Below are 13,391 nucleotides of genomic sequence, written 5' to 3'. Positions count from 1 at the left end.
TCCATTCCTTTTCTCTCTGCACATGATATTGTACCTTTGGTGTCTGGAGAGGATGCGTATTCATGAGGATTTGTATCATTGGAGCGGGCTATGTCGGCTTGACTACAGCTGCCGTGTTATCGGATCTTGGACACAAGGTCAGATGCGTCGACCGCGACGAAACCAAGATTAATGCCTTGGAGCAGGGCATTATCCCGATTTTTGAGCCTGGATTATCCGACCTGGTCGTTCGCAACAGGAAAGAGGGCAGGCTGACGTTCAGCTCCGACGTGGCGGCAAGCATGAACGAACATGAGCTGATTATGATTGCAGTAGGGACTCCTTCGGCCGTAGACGGGAGTGCAGATCTCGTGTACGTGAAAAGCGTGCTTCTGGCGTTAAGCACCGTGCTTCATACACATAAGGTCATTATTATGAAAAGTACGGTGCCGCCGGGTACAGGCGTATGGGCGGAGGAGTTCCTCCTGGGACTTGGCGTGCCCGGCGCGCTCTTCGATATCGTGTCCAATCCGGAATTTCTGCGCGAAGGCACGGCGATCCACGATACGCTTAATCCCGATCGTATCGTTATCGGCAGCAGGAGCGTCGATGCGGCCGAGAAAGTGCGGGCCATCTATAACGGGATCGAAGCGGAGACGGTGTGGACGGGACAGACGGAGGCCGAGCTGATCAAATACGGTTCCAACGCGTTCCTGGCGACAAAGCTTTCTTTTGTAAACGAGTTGGCGCGCGTCTGCGACGTATTCGGCGCCGATATTATGCAGGTGGCCGAGGGCATAGGCAAGGATACGCGGATCGGAGGCAAGTTTCTGCAAGCCGGCATCGGGTACGGGGGCTCGTGCCTGCCCAAGGACGTCAGCGCGCTGATTGGAGCTGCGGCTTCCCGCAAAATTGGCCTGGGGCTGCTGCGGGAAGTCGCCGCCGTCAATGCTTCCCAGCCGGACTATTATATCGGCAAGCTGGAGAAGGCGCTTGGCCGTCTGGACTCGGAAGTCAAAGTTGCGGTGCTCGGAGCTACGTTTAAGGAGAATACCGACGATTTGCGGTATTCGCAAGCGATTGAGCTTATGAAGCGATTGGCTGCGAGAGGCTGCGCCGTTACGGCATACGACCCGCTTGTTTCGCCTGCTATGCCAGGCGTTGTCTGGGCGAAGTCAGCTGCCGATGCAGCGTCGGGGGCGCACGCCCTCATCGTGGCGACCGGCTGGAAGGAGCTCGTGGATTCCGATTGGAATCAGCTTCGGCAAAAAATGAGCGGCAAGGTTGTAATGGATGGGCGTAACGTGCTGAACCCGGCCAAAGTCCGCGAAGCCGGCTTGACGTATGTTGGATTAGGCCGGATTTAAGTCGGCGCCGCCGATCTAAAGTGTGCGAGAAGGCTGCATTCTCGGATTTAAGTCGGCGTCACCGATCTAAAGTGTGCGGGAAGGCAGCTTTTTCGGATTTAAGTCGGCGTCACCGATCTAAAGTGTGCGGGAAGGCTGCTTTTTCGGATTTAAGTCGGCGTCGCCGATCTAAAGTGTGCGACAAAGTTATATTGGGGCCAGACAAGAACAAGTAGCCGTCTAGCCCCAGCCCCATTATTTATTCGCATTGTTATAGAGCTGGCGATAAGAGGTTGGCGTCATGCCCTCATGCTCCATAAATCGTTTGTTGAAATAGCTGGCGCTGGGATAACCGGCCTCCGTCGCGATCTGGCCGACGGAGGCCGATTGGCGTTCCAGCAGCCATTGCTTGGCCGTCTGCAGTCGGCAGCGCGTTATGAAGTCCATCGGCGTCATCTCCATGACAGCTCGGAACAGCTTGCAGAAGTAATGGGGAGTAACCCCAACAAGGGAGGACCAGCGCTCCAGCTCGAAGGGCTGGACGGCTTCCTTTTGCATCAACGGCAGAAGCTCCAGAATGCGGTTGCCGGAAGAGACGGGCTTGATCGTTGTTCTCGGCACGGCTTGTTCGGCAAATAACGCGATTAGCGCATAAGTAAGCGTCGATAGCCGATGAGGGCGCAACATCCGATGCTGCTCCGCTTCGGCAAGCAGCTCTTCGTGCGCGGCAATCCACTGCTCGGTTCCCCGGAGCGACCAGAGCTGGCTGAGATGCAGCTCCTGATTGACGAGGAAATCGCCAAGCAGGCCATCGCCGTAGAAGTGGACCCAACGGCAGCTCCAAAGATCGTCTTGACTGGTGTAATAGGTCTGCTCCTGAAGGGGGAAATACAAGACGGCGTCGCCTGCGACTAGCGCATGTCGCTCCCCGTCTATTTCTACATAACCTTTGCCCGACACGACAAAATGGATATTGAAGTTATTTTGCGCTCCGGCCTTGCGATGAACGGTATGTTCCATAAAATCCTCATAATGTCCGACGGATTCGGGCATACAGAAGTAAGGGCTATGGGGAAGCGTAAGCAAGTGACTTTGACGCTGCATTTATAGGCCGACCTCCTTACTTTTGAATTCATATTTTAAGACAAAATCGTGCTAAACACCTTTAATATATTGTCATTTTCATTTTAATCGAGTAGTCATATAATCACAATATAGTATTATCACACCTACAAAGGAGCAATCAAATATGACGGCGACCAAATTAAAATGGGGCGTGCTCGGCTGTGCCGGGATTGCAAAACGCGCAGTGATTCCAGGCGTGCAAGCCTCCAAATGGAACGAAGTGACGGCTATTGCCAGCCGGGATGCCGATAAGGCTTCGCGCACGGCAGAAGAGCATGGAATCGGCCAAGCCTACTCCAGCTACGAGGAGCTCCTCGCGGATCCTGCCATCGATGTCGTTTATATTCCGCTGCCTAATCATCTGCACAGAGAGTGGACGATTCGCGCCGCAGAGGCAGGCAAGCATATCCTTTGCGAGAAACCACTGGCATTAACCGCTAAAGAAGCAGAGGAAATGGCAGAGGCTTGCGCCAAAGCCGGCGTTCAACTGTCCGAAGCGTTTATGTATCGTTGGAATCCGCGTTACGACAAGCTCCGGGAAATCATAGCGTCCGGAGAGATTGGCGAGCTCAGGGGCATTCGCAGCGCGTTTACGTTCAACAACGCCAAAGATTCCGCCAATGTCCGTTATCGCAAGGATTGGGGCGGCGGCTCTATCTACGACGTTGGCTGTTACCCGATCAACGCTGCACGGCTGTTGCTTGGCAAGGAACCCGAAGCGGCGACGGTTCAGGCGATCTTCTCGCAGGAGCATGATGATGTGGATATGATGGCATCCGGTCTGCTGGAATTCGAAGGCGGAGTTTCCTTGACGTTCGACTGCGGCATGTGGGCGGCGTTCCGCAACCCGCTTGAGATTCTTGGTACTGAAGGCATTATTGAAGTTCCTTCCGCATTCGTTACGCCCCAGCCAGGCAGCGGCAACTTTTATGTAAACGCTGGAGGAGAACGCCGATTGGTGGAGGTCGAGCATGTCAACGCCTATACGGCCCAAGCCGACGCGTTGTATCGCGCCGTCAAAGGAGAAGAACCGCTTCGCTATGATGCTCTTGACGCTGTCCGCAATATGAAGGTCATTGATGCCTGCTTGCAATCCGCACGCGAGAGAGCAAGAGTAGCCATTAACTAATCAGGAGGACAATAACCATGGAATATATTCAAATTAAAGGCTGCGACAAACCGGTGTCTCAATTGATGAAGGGCACGGACTATTTCTATCACGATTCCTACGAGAAGGCGGCAACGAATCTGGACGCTTTCCTTGCCATCGGCGGCAACTCGCTGGATTCCGCCCATATTTATTGCGGAGGTCAGAGCGAAGAAGTAATTGGCCGTTATATGGAAGAGAGGGGAAACAGGGACAAGATCGTCATTTTGACCAAGGGAGCCCATCACGATCAGAACGGACCGCGCGTTACCCGCAAGGACATCGCTTATGATCTCTCCGTGAGTCTGGATCGGCTGCGTACGGGGTATATCGATCTCTACGGCTTGCACCGCGACGATCCCGAGATACCGGTGCAGGTTATCGTGGACGCGCTTAACGAACATATCGAGGCAGGCAAAGTAGGCGCGATCGGCGTATCCAACTGGACTTGGCAGCGAATCCAGGAGGCGAATGAATATGCCTCGGCCAATGGCTTAAGGGGCTTTACTTTCAGCAGTCCGAACCTTAGCCTTGCGAAACCGAACGAGCCGTTCTGGAAGGGCTGCGTATCGGCGGACGAGGAAACCTGCGCATGGCATGAGCGCGAAGGTCTCCCGCTGTTGTCATGGTCTTCGCAGGCAAGAGGGTTCTTCACGGGACGATTCACGCCGGAAGTAAGGGACAATGCGGATTTGGTACGGGTATTTTACAACGATGACAATTGGGAGAGATTGGAGCGGGCGCGTAAGCTTGGTGAACAGAAGGGAGCAAGTGCCATTCAGATTGCCTTGGCTTATGTGCTGAATCAGCCGTTCCCGACCTGCGCCCTGATCGGCGCGCAGACGACGCAGGAGCTGACATCCTGCGACGAGGGTTCACGAATTGTTTTAACGCAGGCGGAGATGGATTGGCTGGATCTGAAGAAGGATAGCTTAATTTGAGGGGAAAAGGCCCTTTAATCTGGACAAATCGAGCTTTCGGTTTGGCTTTGAGCGATCCGGCCTGGATTAGAGGTGGAATTTCCCTCTAAAGCATCAGCAAGGGCGCCGCTTTTAACCATTGTAGGCGCCAGCACCAAAAGAACCGTCAGTGGCAAAGCACCCTGACGGTTCTTTTTCATTCCGACTTGAACAGTGTCGCGATGGAGCCGCCCTCCGTAATGATGCGAATGGCTGTTCCAAGCAGCGGAGCCATCGGAAGCAGGACGAATTTGTCGGAATGCTCCTGGTCGAGACTGATGGTGTCCGTGATGACGACCTCTTGAATGTTGGGATGGTTCAGTTTTTGTACCGCGTCACCCGAGAATAGTCCGTGCGTTGCGCAAATAAAGGCGTCTTCGGCGCCGCGTTTCTTAAGCGCCTCGACGACGTTGATGATGGTGCTGCCCGTATCGATCAGATCCTCGATGATGATTGGCGTCATCCCTTCGACTTCGCCGATAATATGCGTAATTTCGGACTCGTTGTGAGCCGGACGGTTTTTGATCATGATCGCGAACGGGCAATCCAGTAAGCCTGCCAGCTTTTCCGCTGTCGTGGCGCGTCCGGCGTCGGGCGATACGACGACAGGGTTCTGAATGGATTTGGAACGCAAATATTCGATAATCAAATCGAGCGCGGTCAAGTGATCGAGCGTGATCTTGAAGAAACCCTGGATAGCATCCGCATGAAGATCGACAGTAATGATCCGGGATGCCCCGGCTGTCGTCAGAACATCGGCGACCATCTTGGCCGAGATCGGTTCGCGAGGCGCAGCTTTCCTCTCTTGACGCGCGTAGCCGTAATACGGCATGACGATGTTAACGGACTTGGCCGAAGCGCGTTTGGCCGCATCGATCATAACAAGCAGCTCGACGAGATTCTCGTTGACGGGATGAGAGAGCGACTGCACGATAAAGATATCGAAGTTGCGAATCGACTCTTCGTAAGAAACATGAATTTCGCCGCTTTGCGCGCGGGAGATGTTGGAGCGGCCGAGCGGCAGCTCAAGCTGCTTGCACACGGCTTCTGCTAACCGGGGGTTTGATGATCCGGCAAAAATTTTAATATTCGGCATATTGCCCTCCGCTTCAAGGATTAAATTTCAAATGTCCGATAAGCTCGGAAACTTTAAAAATCTTATGTGGTCAAAAACGCTGAGCACGGCCGCGGCCGACGCTCAGCGTTTTGTTGAAATATAGGAAAACTTAACGCAAATTCGGGATGTTTACGTCCTGATTGACATCCGCTTCGTAATCAATGCCGTCCGTCTCGAAGCCGAACAATTGGAAGAACTCGCGGCGATACCCTTCCAGATCGGACAGCTCGTAGACATTCTCTGTAGTCAGATCAGCCCATAGCTGAGCGACCTCCGCTTGAATTTCCGGCTTCATCTCCCAGTCATCGACTCGGATAAGGCCTTTTTCGTCTACTGCCACTCCGTTAGAGGCGTACAGCCGCTCGGAGAACAGACGATACATCTGTTCGATGCAGCCCTCATGCAGGCCTTTCTCCTTCATGACTTTGTACAGAGCGGAGATGTACAGCGGCACGACCGGAATCGCGGAGCTCGATTGGGTTACGAGCGCCTTGTTCACGGATACGAACGCCCGTCCGCCGGTTGCCGACAGCTGGTTGTTTAGCCGCTGAGCCGTTGTCTCGAGATCGTTTTTCGCCGCGCCGATCGTTCCTTCGCGGTAGACGGCATGCGTAATCTCGGGTCCGATATAGGAATAAGCTACCGTCGTGACATCGTTCTCGAGAACGCCGGCTGCACTGAGCTCGTCGATCCACATCTGCCAGTCCTCGCCGCCCATGACCGCAATAGTCTGACGCAGCTCGTCATCCGTTGCCGGCTCGATCGTAGCGATCGAAACGTCGCCATTATGGAAGTTGACGGTTTTGTTGCTGTAAGTCTCGCCAAGCGGCTTGATAACGGAAGAGAACGTTTCGCCTGTCTTGGGATGCGTGCGGCGCGGGGAGGCGACGCTATACACGATCAGGTCGATCTTGCCAAGCTCCGTACGAATCAGGTCGATCGTTTTGGCTTTAATCTCGTCGGAGAAAGCGTCGCCGACGATGCTGTAGGACCTCGTGCCGGCAGCGGCGGCAGCTTGCTCAAATGCGGCGGAGTTATACCAGCCCGCGGAGGCGGTGCGTGCTCCTTCGGCAGCTTTGTCGAAGTAAACGCCGACCGTATTCGCGCCTGCTCCGAAGGCGGAGACGATGCGCGATGCAAGACCATAACCCGTGGAAGCGCCGATTACGAGCACATTGCGCGGGCCTGTCAGAGCAGGCTGGCCTTTCACGTAATCGATTTGCCGCTGAACTTGCTTGGCGCAGCCCTCCGGATGAGCCGTTGTGCATATAAAGCCGCGAGTTTTTGGTTGAATGATCATATTGGGATATTCCTTTCTTTTCATGAAATACGTTCATCATTTATGTACAAAGGACAACTCTATCCCATTTTACCGATTTTCTCAACCGAATGGAAGCGAAATGCAAAAAGAGAGCGCCGCTGCGCTCTCCGACAATGCGTTTTCGGTTATTGGCGGCCTGCAAGCTGCTGCTGAGCCATCTGAACCAGGCGGCGCGTAATGTATCCGCCAATGGAGCCCATGTCCCGCGCGGTCATGTTGCCGTAATAGCCGTCTTGCGGGAGCTGAATTCCCAATTCGCCCGCGATTTCATATTTCATCTGCTCCAGGGCGGCGCGAGCCTGGGGAACGAGTAGATTGTTGCTGCTTCTATTGTTGGACATCTATGGTCAACCTCCTTTTCTACCGATATTATGCGTTGCATCTACACGAATTATTCGTCAATTGAACCTAAATTTACCGAGGATTCGATGGATAGATGCATGATAAAATGGGAACGAGGTGACTCATCCTATGTTTATGAAACCTATGCTCTCCACCGAAGGGGACGGACCTTTTGATGACGAGGGATTTTTGTTCGAGCCGTTGATTCATGGTCAGCGTCTCCAGCTGGCAATGAGCGGAGGCGTAGTCAAGCTGCTGAGCCGGCACGGGTATGACGTGACGAGGCAATATCCGGAATTACATAACGTCCCGTTGCGCAAACCCGCAGACGTCGTTTTCGACGGGCAGCTCGCCTATGTGCATCCGGAGTCCGGAAAGACGGACTTCGAAGTGCTCCAGCATCGTTACCGTTTAAAGGGCGATCTGCGTATTCGCGAAGCGCAATCGATGATGCCGCTCCGTTTTTTTGTATTCGATATTCTTTATTATAACGGCATCGATTTGCGAGTGTTTCCTCTATATAAGCGGAAGCGTATGCTGCTTGCCGTGCTGGAGGATAATGCCTGCTTTAAGCGAATGGTGTTTGCAAGAGGTACTAGCGAATCGCTGCAGAGCCAAGTCAGGGAGTTGGGTCTGCAAGGCGTAATCGGAAAGTCTTGGCGGAGCTTGTACGCAGAAGGCAGAAGCGAAGAGTGGATTAAGGTGAAGACCTGACCTGATCGATGATGAATGGGACCAAAAAAGCTGTTCCGCCGAAGAACGAATTCGTTCTTCAGGGGAACAGCTTTTTGAACTTCCGCTTACAGTACCCGGCGTGCAGTTACGTATTTATTTTTCCAGTAGCTGGAGTTCATGTCGGTTACGGTAACGCCTTTGCTGCTGGAGCTATGGATGAACTTGCCGGATCCTGCATAGATGCCGACATGGCTGATGGATTTGCCTCCATTTGTGCTGAAGAACACGAGATCGCCCATGCTCAGAAATCCTTTGCCAACCTTTTCGCCCATGTAGGCTTGAGCCGTTGATGTGCGTGGCAGCCAGACGCCGATGGATCCTAACATGTATTGGGTAAATGAGGAGCAGTCGAATGCGGAGGTTGAGCCCGCGGCCGCGCCATAAAGGTATGGCGTGCCTATGTAATCTTTGCTGCTGTCGATTAACGCTATCGATGTAGGAGTTGCTGCATGAGCCGAGTCTGTGCCGGCTCCGAACGTTACGGCGGACCAAATAATTGCGCCGCAGGTTCCGATTTTGACGATGTGCTTGAGCAGGTTTCCGTTTCTCATGTTGTCAGTGTATCCCTCCAGGTCGTTTTTCATAAAATCAATATATCATAATTGAAACAGGGCCTTTTTGCCAAATGAGAGCTGGAAAGGTTCTGGCAGAGCGCTTTTTTTGGCTTTATGAGAATTGCATGAAAAAAATCTCATGAAAGCGAGCAGGAGGAATAAGCGCTGAGAGCGCTTCAATTCCAGGTTTCGCAACATCGGGTTTTCTGCTAGCATATTAGTCGTAACGATACTATGAGTCAAGGGAGAAGATAATCGAATGGCTTTGCTGAAGTGTCACTTTATTGCCGAATCGCTGGGACTAAGTACGTCCATGACGGTGCTGCTGCCGCAGCCCTCCAGAGCTAACGGAATGAACCCGGAATCGCGGAAATACAAAACGCTGTATTTGCTCCACGGCTTCTCCGACGACGACACGATCTGGACGCGCCGTACTTCAGTCGAACGATACGCGGACGAGCATGGAATTGCCGTCGTCATGCCGAACGTTCATCGCAGCTATTACGCGAACATGGTGCATGGGGGCGATTACTGGACTTTCCTGACGGAAGAGCTTCCGTTCCTTGCGAGATCGATGTTTCCGCTCTCGGATAAGCCGGAGGATAATTTCGTCGCGGGTCTGTCCATGGGGGGGTACGGAGCGTTCAAGTGGGCGCTAAGCCATCCGGAACGATTCGCGGCAGCCGGCAGCTTCTCCGGCGCGGTCGATTTGGCAGCCTTTATACGAAAATCCAAGGATGACGAGAACCGCCGCCGTTCCTTCGGCCTTATCTTCGGAGATGATCCCGTGGAGGGAACGGACAATGATCTGTTGGAGCTATTGAAGCGGGGGGCCAAGGCAGATGCGGCATTGCCGCCGCTTTACCAATGGTGCGGAACAGAGGATTTCCTTTACGAGGAAAACCTGAGCTTCCGGGAAGCATGCCGGGAATCCGCCTATGAACTGGACTACTCCGAAGGGCCCGGAGATCATTCATGGGGGCATTGGGATTCGCAAATCAAACATTATCTAAGCTGGTTAAGTAAAAAAGGATTGCTAAAATAGCTCTGCAAGCGTATTCTATGAGTAGGATTAATATAAACACTAATTGGATTTATAAAAATATTAATTCAATTAGAGCAACCTACTCTCATTAGAATAGCGAGGTCATGGCAATGACGAACCAAAACGTATTGACGATTCAAGCCGACCAAACGTTAGGCAAGATCGACCGCAATCTCTACGCCCACTTCTCCGAGCATCTGGGCAGATGTATCTATGAAGGGATTTGGGTGGGCGAGGACTCTCCGATCCCAAATACGAGCGGCATCCGGAACGACGTGCTGGAAGCGCTCAAAGGCATTAAGATCCCTTCGTTGCGCTGGCCAGGCGGCTGCTTCGCGGACGAATACCACTGGAAGGACGGCATCGGCCCCCGCGAGGAGCGCAAGCGCATGATCAACACGCATTGGGGCGGCATGGTGGAGAACAACCACTTCGGCACCCATGAGTTCATGTTGTTGTGCGAGCTGCTGGAATGCGAGCCCATCATCTGCGGCAACGTAGGCAGCGGCACGGTGCAGGAGATGTCCGAGTGGGTGGAGTACATGACATTCGAAGGCGTATCGCCAATGGCGGAGCTGCGTGCGAAGAACGGCCGGGAGAAGCCGTGGAAGCTGACCTACTTCGGCGTCGGCAATGAGAATTGGGGCTGCGGCGGCAATATGCGTCCGCAATATTACGCGGACGTATACAAGCGTTATCAGACTTACGTTCGCAACTATGGAGACAACAAGATACACAGAATTGCGTGCGGTCCCAACGACGATAATTATGAATGGACAGACGTTCTCATGCGCGAAGCGCATCGCCATCTGGACTCCATCTCCCTTCATTACTACACGGTGCCGGGCGTTTGGGCGGACAAAGGCGCGGCGACGGGCTTTACGGAGGCGGATTGGTTCGTGACGCTCAAGAAGACGCTGCGGATGGACGAGCTCATTACTCGCCACTCCGCGATCATGGATCGTTACGATCCGGATAAGCGGGTAGGACTTGTTATCGACGAATGGGGCACTTGGTACAACGTAGAACCGGGCACGAATCCGGGTTTTCTGTATCAGCAAAACTCAATCCGCGACGCGATCGTCGCAGGACTCAACTTCCACATCTTCCATGAACATAATGATCGTGTCCGCATGGCGAACATCGCTCAGGTCGTCAACGTGCTGCAATCCGTTATTCTTACGGAAGGGGAAGCCATGATCTTGACACCGACGTACCACGTATTCGATATGTACAAGGTGCATCACGACGCCGAACGTCTGGAGCTGAAGCTGTCGTCGGACGAAACGTATTCGCATGGCGGCGACTCCATCGCCAAGCTGTCCGCCAGCGCATCGAGAGACGCGGAAGGCCGCATCCATATCAGCTTGTGCAATGTCGATCCACATAGCGGAGCCGAGCTGAGCATCGATCTACGCGGTTTGTCGGATGCCGCTCCGCAGGTCAGCGGCACGGAATTGACGGCAAGCGCCATGGATGCCCACAATACGTTCGAGCAGCCGGACGTCGTGAAGCCGGCGCCGTTTGGCGGCTTTTCCCTGGAAGGAACGACGCTCCGCGTGAAGCTGTCGCCGATGTCCGTAACGGTACTGCAGCTTCAATCGTAGGAGCGGTTCATGATGACCGCGGAAGATCGACAGGTTGCTCGCCGGCAGTCCGGGCAGTCCGAATCCGGGGGCTGCAGAGGCTGCGATCCCGCTTATCGCGTCACGGAAGCCGATATCGACCGTATCTTGTCGGCGCCGATGTTCAGCTCGCCTCTCCATGCCGTTCCGGACGATGTGTACGAGAGCAGGCTTGCCGTATGCCGAGCATGCCCCAAACTGTCCGGCGGTTCGACTTGCGTCGCTTGCGGGTGTTACGTCCGGGTGGCCGCCAAGCTTAAGGCCAAGCGTTGTCCGCTTCCGGGCGGAGCGGGGTGGGGCGTCTACGCGGAACCTTGACCGGAAGGCTTCCGCAATTCCGAATGACCCGACCTATTTGTTGAATGGATCCCATAAGCCGCAAAAACGTGTCCCGATGGACCGTTTTTGCGGCTTATTTGTCTTGCGCGGCAACGTGAAGTAAATCCAGATAGATTTATCCACCCGGATTGTAGCAGTATGGGATACGCAACCTAACCCGTGGGTTGATACAATACAAGTGTAAAGCGAGAGGTTGTCATTCAAGCATCAAGCAGAATAGGGGAGTGTCATTCATGAGAAAAAAATCAAATCGCGCGGCTCTGGGATCGCTGGCCGTCGCCCTCGCGGTTACGGGAATATTGTCCGGTTGTTCCGGCAATGGCAACGGAAACGTCAACGCGGGACCGAGCAATAACAGTTCGTCCAGCACGGCCGCTCCGACGCCGGGAAAAACGGTGGAGCTCAAGTTCTCCGTGTTGTCCGCGAGACCGGGAGACGAAGCGTTCTACAAGGAGCAAATGACCAAATTTATGGAGTCCAATCCGGATATTAAAGTGACGACGATCGCCAACCCGACGGAGCAGTACAACAACGCGCTTCAACTGTCCTTCGCGGCCAACGAATCGCCGGATCTGTTCTTTATCGAAGGCGGCCAGCCGCAAGCGCGCACCGTCTACGACAACAAATGGGTAGAACCGCTGGATAGCTACATCGACGAAGCGTTTATGGAAAGATTCCCGGACGGCGCGTTCAGCAAGACCAGCCAAGTGCGCGTGAGCGGCGAGATTATCGGCCTTCCCGTGCGTGATCCGCGCTTCGACAAAGTTAGACCGCTCTACTATAACGCGGACATTCTGCAAGAATACGGTTTTACGGAGCCGCCGAAGACGCATAGCGAATTCGTGGACATGGCGACGGCGATCACGAAGGAAGCCAAAGGCAAGGCTTACGGCTTCGCCATGATGGGCAAATCGCCGGGCGTGTTCGGTCTTTCGATCTCCGGCCTCGGTTCCGGCTTGGAAGGCGGGGTCATCGGCTACGAAGGCAATACGATCATCAACCTCAAGACGGGTCAATACAGCTCCGTATCGGCCGCGCCGGTCGTGGATATTCTTCGCGATCTGAACGCGAACAAAATCATTGCGCCGGGCTGGGAGAACTGGGAGCCGGCACAGATGCACCAGCAGTTCGCCGCCGGCAAGGTTGCCATGTTCATCGGAGCCGCTTGGCAAGCCGAGGAAATCCGCAAGCTGAACGATGGCATCAACATGGGCATCGCAGCGGCGCCGATCCCGGATGCGGGCCGTCAAGGTTACCGCGATACGCCGACGATCGCGGAGCCGCGCTACGCGATGAGCTCGCAGTCCCAGAACAAGGAAGCGGCTTGGAAAGTGCTCGAGTTCCTTGGCTCGCTTGAGTTCCAGAAAGCGAACTACCTGTATGCGAAAGAAATCGTCGTGATGCCGGAAGCGATGGAAGGCGTCGAGATGTCTAAGGACATGGAGCAAATCGTGAAGGTTATGGACGAGACGATCCGCATGACGCCGGCCGTCAACACGAACAATCAGGATTACGACAAGTTTTCCAAGAACATCAGCGAAGCCATGCCGAAGCCGAGAATCCAGGAAGTGTTCCTGAAGGCGGTCATCGAGAACGCGGATCCCGCGCCGCTTGCCGCGGAATACGACGCGAAGGCGAACGTCGTCATCGATGAGCAGATCAAAATCGCTAATGAAGGCGGCATCGCGTTCAAGCGCGAGGACATGACGTATCCGAATTGGAATCCGATGGAGAATTACATCGTCGAATAAGGCCGC

General features: G+C 54.1%; 13 protein-coding genes. 8 read left to right on the top strand and 5 right to left on the bottom strand.

What is annotated here, in order from left to right; all coding sequences use genetic code 11:
- Positions 1–62 precede the first annotated feature (62 nt).
- On the top strand, positions 63–1,346 hold the full coding sequence (locus tag H7F31_RS24095) for a UDP-glucose dehydrogenase family protein (protein WP_187100842.1): 1,284 nt from the start codon (positions 63–65) through the stop codon (positions 1,344–1,346).
- 234 nt (positions 1,347–1,580) lie between these two features.
- Here the strand turns inward: H7F31_RS24095 and H7F31_RS24090 are convergent, their stop codons facing one another.
- Positions 1,581–2,429 carry an AraC family transcriptional regulator gene (locus H7F31_RS24090; RefSeq protein ID WP_187100841.1) on the bottom strand — a complete coding sequence of 283 codons (849 nt, stop codon included), beginning with the start codon at positions 2,427–2,429 and terminating at the stop codon, positions 1,581–1,583.
- A 145-nt stretch (positions 2,430–2,574) separates the two neighbouring features.
- On the opposite strand from H7F31_RS24090, the gene H7F31_RS24085 reads away from it, so the two are divergent.
- A complete protein-coding gene (locus H7F31_RS24085; protein WP_187100840.1) occupies positions 2,575–3,579 on the top strand; it encodes a Gfo/Idh/MocA family protein in 1,005 nt (334 codons plus the stop codon).
- A 17-nt stretch (positions 3,580–3,596) separates the two neighbouring features.
- Positions 3,597–4,538 (top strand): aldo/keto reductase, encoded by a 942-nt coding sequence (locus H7F31_RS24080; RefSeq protein WP_187100839.1) that lies wholly within the window; start codon positions 3,597–3,599, stop codon positions 4,536–4,538.
- Between the two features lie 175 nt (positions 4,539–4,713).
- Here the strand turns inward: H7F31_RS24080 and H7F31_RS24075 are convergent, their stop codons facing one another.
- The 3 genes from H7F31_RS24075 to H7F31_RS24065 all read right to left on the bottom strand — a co-directional run bounded on the left by H7F31_RS24075 (position 4,714) and on the right by H7F31_RS24065 (position 7,335).
- Positions 4,714–5,652: a ribose-phosphate diphosphokinase gene (locus H7F31_RS24075; protein ID WP_087567278.1), complete on the bottom strand. Its 939-nt coding sequence runs from the start codon at positions 5,650–5,652 to the stop codon at positions 4,714–4,716.
- 130 nt (positions 5,653–5,782) lie between these two features.
- Entirely contained in the window at positions 5,783–6,973 is a 1,191-nt protein-coding gene (fabV, locus tag H7F31_RS24070) for an enoyl-ACP reductase FabV (protein WP_187100838.1), read from the bottom strand.
- Between the two features lie 146 nt (positions 6,974–7,119).
- Positions 7,120–7,335: an alpha/beta-type small acid-soluble spore protein gene (locus H7F31_RS24065; RefSeq protein ID WP_187100837.1), complete on the bottom strand. Its 216-nt coding sequence runs from the start codon at positions 7,333–7,335 to the stop codon at positions 7,120–7,122.
- 130 nt (positions 7,336–7,465) lie between these two features.
- On the opposite strand from H7F31_RS24065, the gene H7F31_RS24060 reads away from it, so the two are divergent.
- The gene (locus H7F31_RS24060) at positions 7,466–8,050 is read left to right on the top strand and encodes an ATP-dependent DNA ligase (protein ID WP_187100836.1); all 585 of its coding nucleotides are present in this window, start codon (positions 7,466–7,468) and stop codon (positions 8,048–8,050) included.
- 86 nt (positions 8,051–8,136) lie between these two features.
- Here the strand turns inward: H7F31_RS24060 and H7F31_RS24055 are convergent, their stop codons facing one another.
- Positions 8,137–8,622, bottom strand: a complete 486-nt coding sequence (locus H7F31_RS24055) for a C40 family peptidase (RefSeq protein ID WP_087567275.1) — start codon at positions 8,620–8,622, stop codon at positions 8,137–8,139.
- A 262-nt stretch (positions 8,623–8,884) separates the two neighbouring features.
- Between H7F31_RS24055 and H7F31_RS24050 the strand changes: the two genes are divergently transcribed.
- From H7F31_RS24050 to H7F31_RS24035, 4 genes are all read left to right on the top strand, one after another.
- Entirely contained in the window at positions 8,885–9,670 is a 786-nt protein-coding gene (locus H7F31_RS24050; RefSeq protein ID WP_187100835.1) for an alpha/beta hydrolase, read from the top strand.
- Between the two features lie 110 nt (positions 9,671–9,780).
- The gene (locus tag H7F31_RS24045; protein ID WP_187100834.1) at positions 9,781–11,277 is read left to right on the top strand and encodes an alpha-N-arabinofuranosidase; all 1,497 of its coding nucleotides are present in this window, start codon (positions 9,781–9,783) and stop codon (positions 11,275–11,277) included.
- 9 nt (positions 11,278–11,286) lie between these two features.
- Positions 11,287–11,613, top strand: coding sequence for a DUF6171 family protein (locus H7F31_RS24040; RefSeq protein ID WP_315970516.1), 327 nt, complete (start codon positions 11,287–11,289; stop codon positions 11,611–11,613).
- Positions 11,614–11,867: 254 nt separating this feature from the next.
- Positions 11,868–13,385 carry an ABC transporter substrate-binding protein gene (locus H7F31_RS24035; RefSeq protein ID WP_187100833.1) on the top strand — a complete coding sequence of 506 codons (1,518 nt, stop codon included), beginning with the start codon at positions 11,868–11,870 and terminating at the stop codon, positions 13,383–13,385.
- Positions 13,386–13,391: the final 6 nt, after the last annotated feature.

It is taken from the genome of Paenibacillus sp. PAMC21692, assembly GCF_014303795.1.
GTDB classification, from domain to species: Bacteria; Bacillota; Bacilli; order Paenibacillales; family Paenibacillaceae; genus Pristimantibacillus; species Pristimantibacillus agaridevorans.
Note: the sequence above shows the minus strand (reverse complement) of the source record. Positions and strands in the feature narration are given on the sequence as shown.

Bases quoted from the DNA above. Each gene is read 5' to 3' on its own strand.
- H7F31_RS24095 (WP_187100842.1), top strand. From the start codon at position 63: ATGAGGATTTGTATCATTGGAGCGGGCTATGTCGGCTTGACTACAGCT.
- H7F31_RS24090 (WP_187100841.1), bottom strand. From the start codon at position 2,429: ATGCAGCGTCAAAGTCACTTGCTTACGCTTCCCCATAGCCCTTACTTC.
- H7F31_RS24085 (WP_187100840.1), top strand. From the start codon at position 2,575: ATGACGGCGACCAAATTAAAATGGGGCGTGCTCGGCTGTGCCGGGATT.
- H7F31_RS24080 (WP_187100839.1), top strand. From the start codon at position 3,597: ATGGAATATATTCAAATTAAAGGCTGCGACAAACCGGTGTCTCAATTG.
- H7F31_RS24075 (WP_087567278.1), bottom strand. From the start codon at position 5,652: ATGCCGAATATTAAAATTTTTGCCGGATCATCAAACCCCCGGTTAGCA.
- fabV (WP_187100838.1), bottom strand. From the start codon at position 6,973: ATGATCATTCAACCAAAAACTCGCGGCTTTATATGCACAACGGCTCAT.
- H7F31_RS24065 (WP_187100837.1), bottom strand. From the start codon at position 7,335: ATGTCCAACAATAGAAGCAGCAACAATCTACTCGTTCCCCAGGCTCGC.
- H7F31_RS24060 (WP_187100836.1), top strand. From the start codon at position 7,466: ATGTTTATGAAACCTATGCTCTCCACCGAAGGGGACGGACCTTTTGAT.
- H7F31_RS24055 (WP_087567275.1), bottom strand. From the start codon at position 8,622: ATGAGAAACGGAAACCTGCTCAAGCACATCGTCAAAATCGGAACCTGC.
- H7F31_RS24050 (WP_187100835.1), top strand. From the start codon at position 8,885: ATGGCTTTGCTGAAGTGTCACTTTATTGCCGAATCGCTGGGACTAAGT.
- H7F31_RS24045 (WP_187100834.1), top strand. From the start codon at position 9,781: ATGACGAACCAAAACGTATTGACGATTCAAGCCGACCAAACGTTAGGC.
- H7F31_RS24040 (WP_315970516.1), top strand. From the start codon at position 11,287: ATGATGACCGCGGAAGATCGACAGGTTGCTCGCCGGCAGTCCGGGCAG.
- H7F31_RS24035 (WP_187100833.1), top strand. From the start codon at position 11,868: ATGAGAAAAAAATCAAATCGCGCGGCTCTGGGATCGCTGGCCGTCGCC.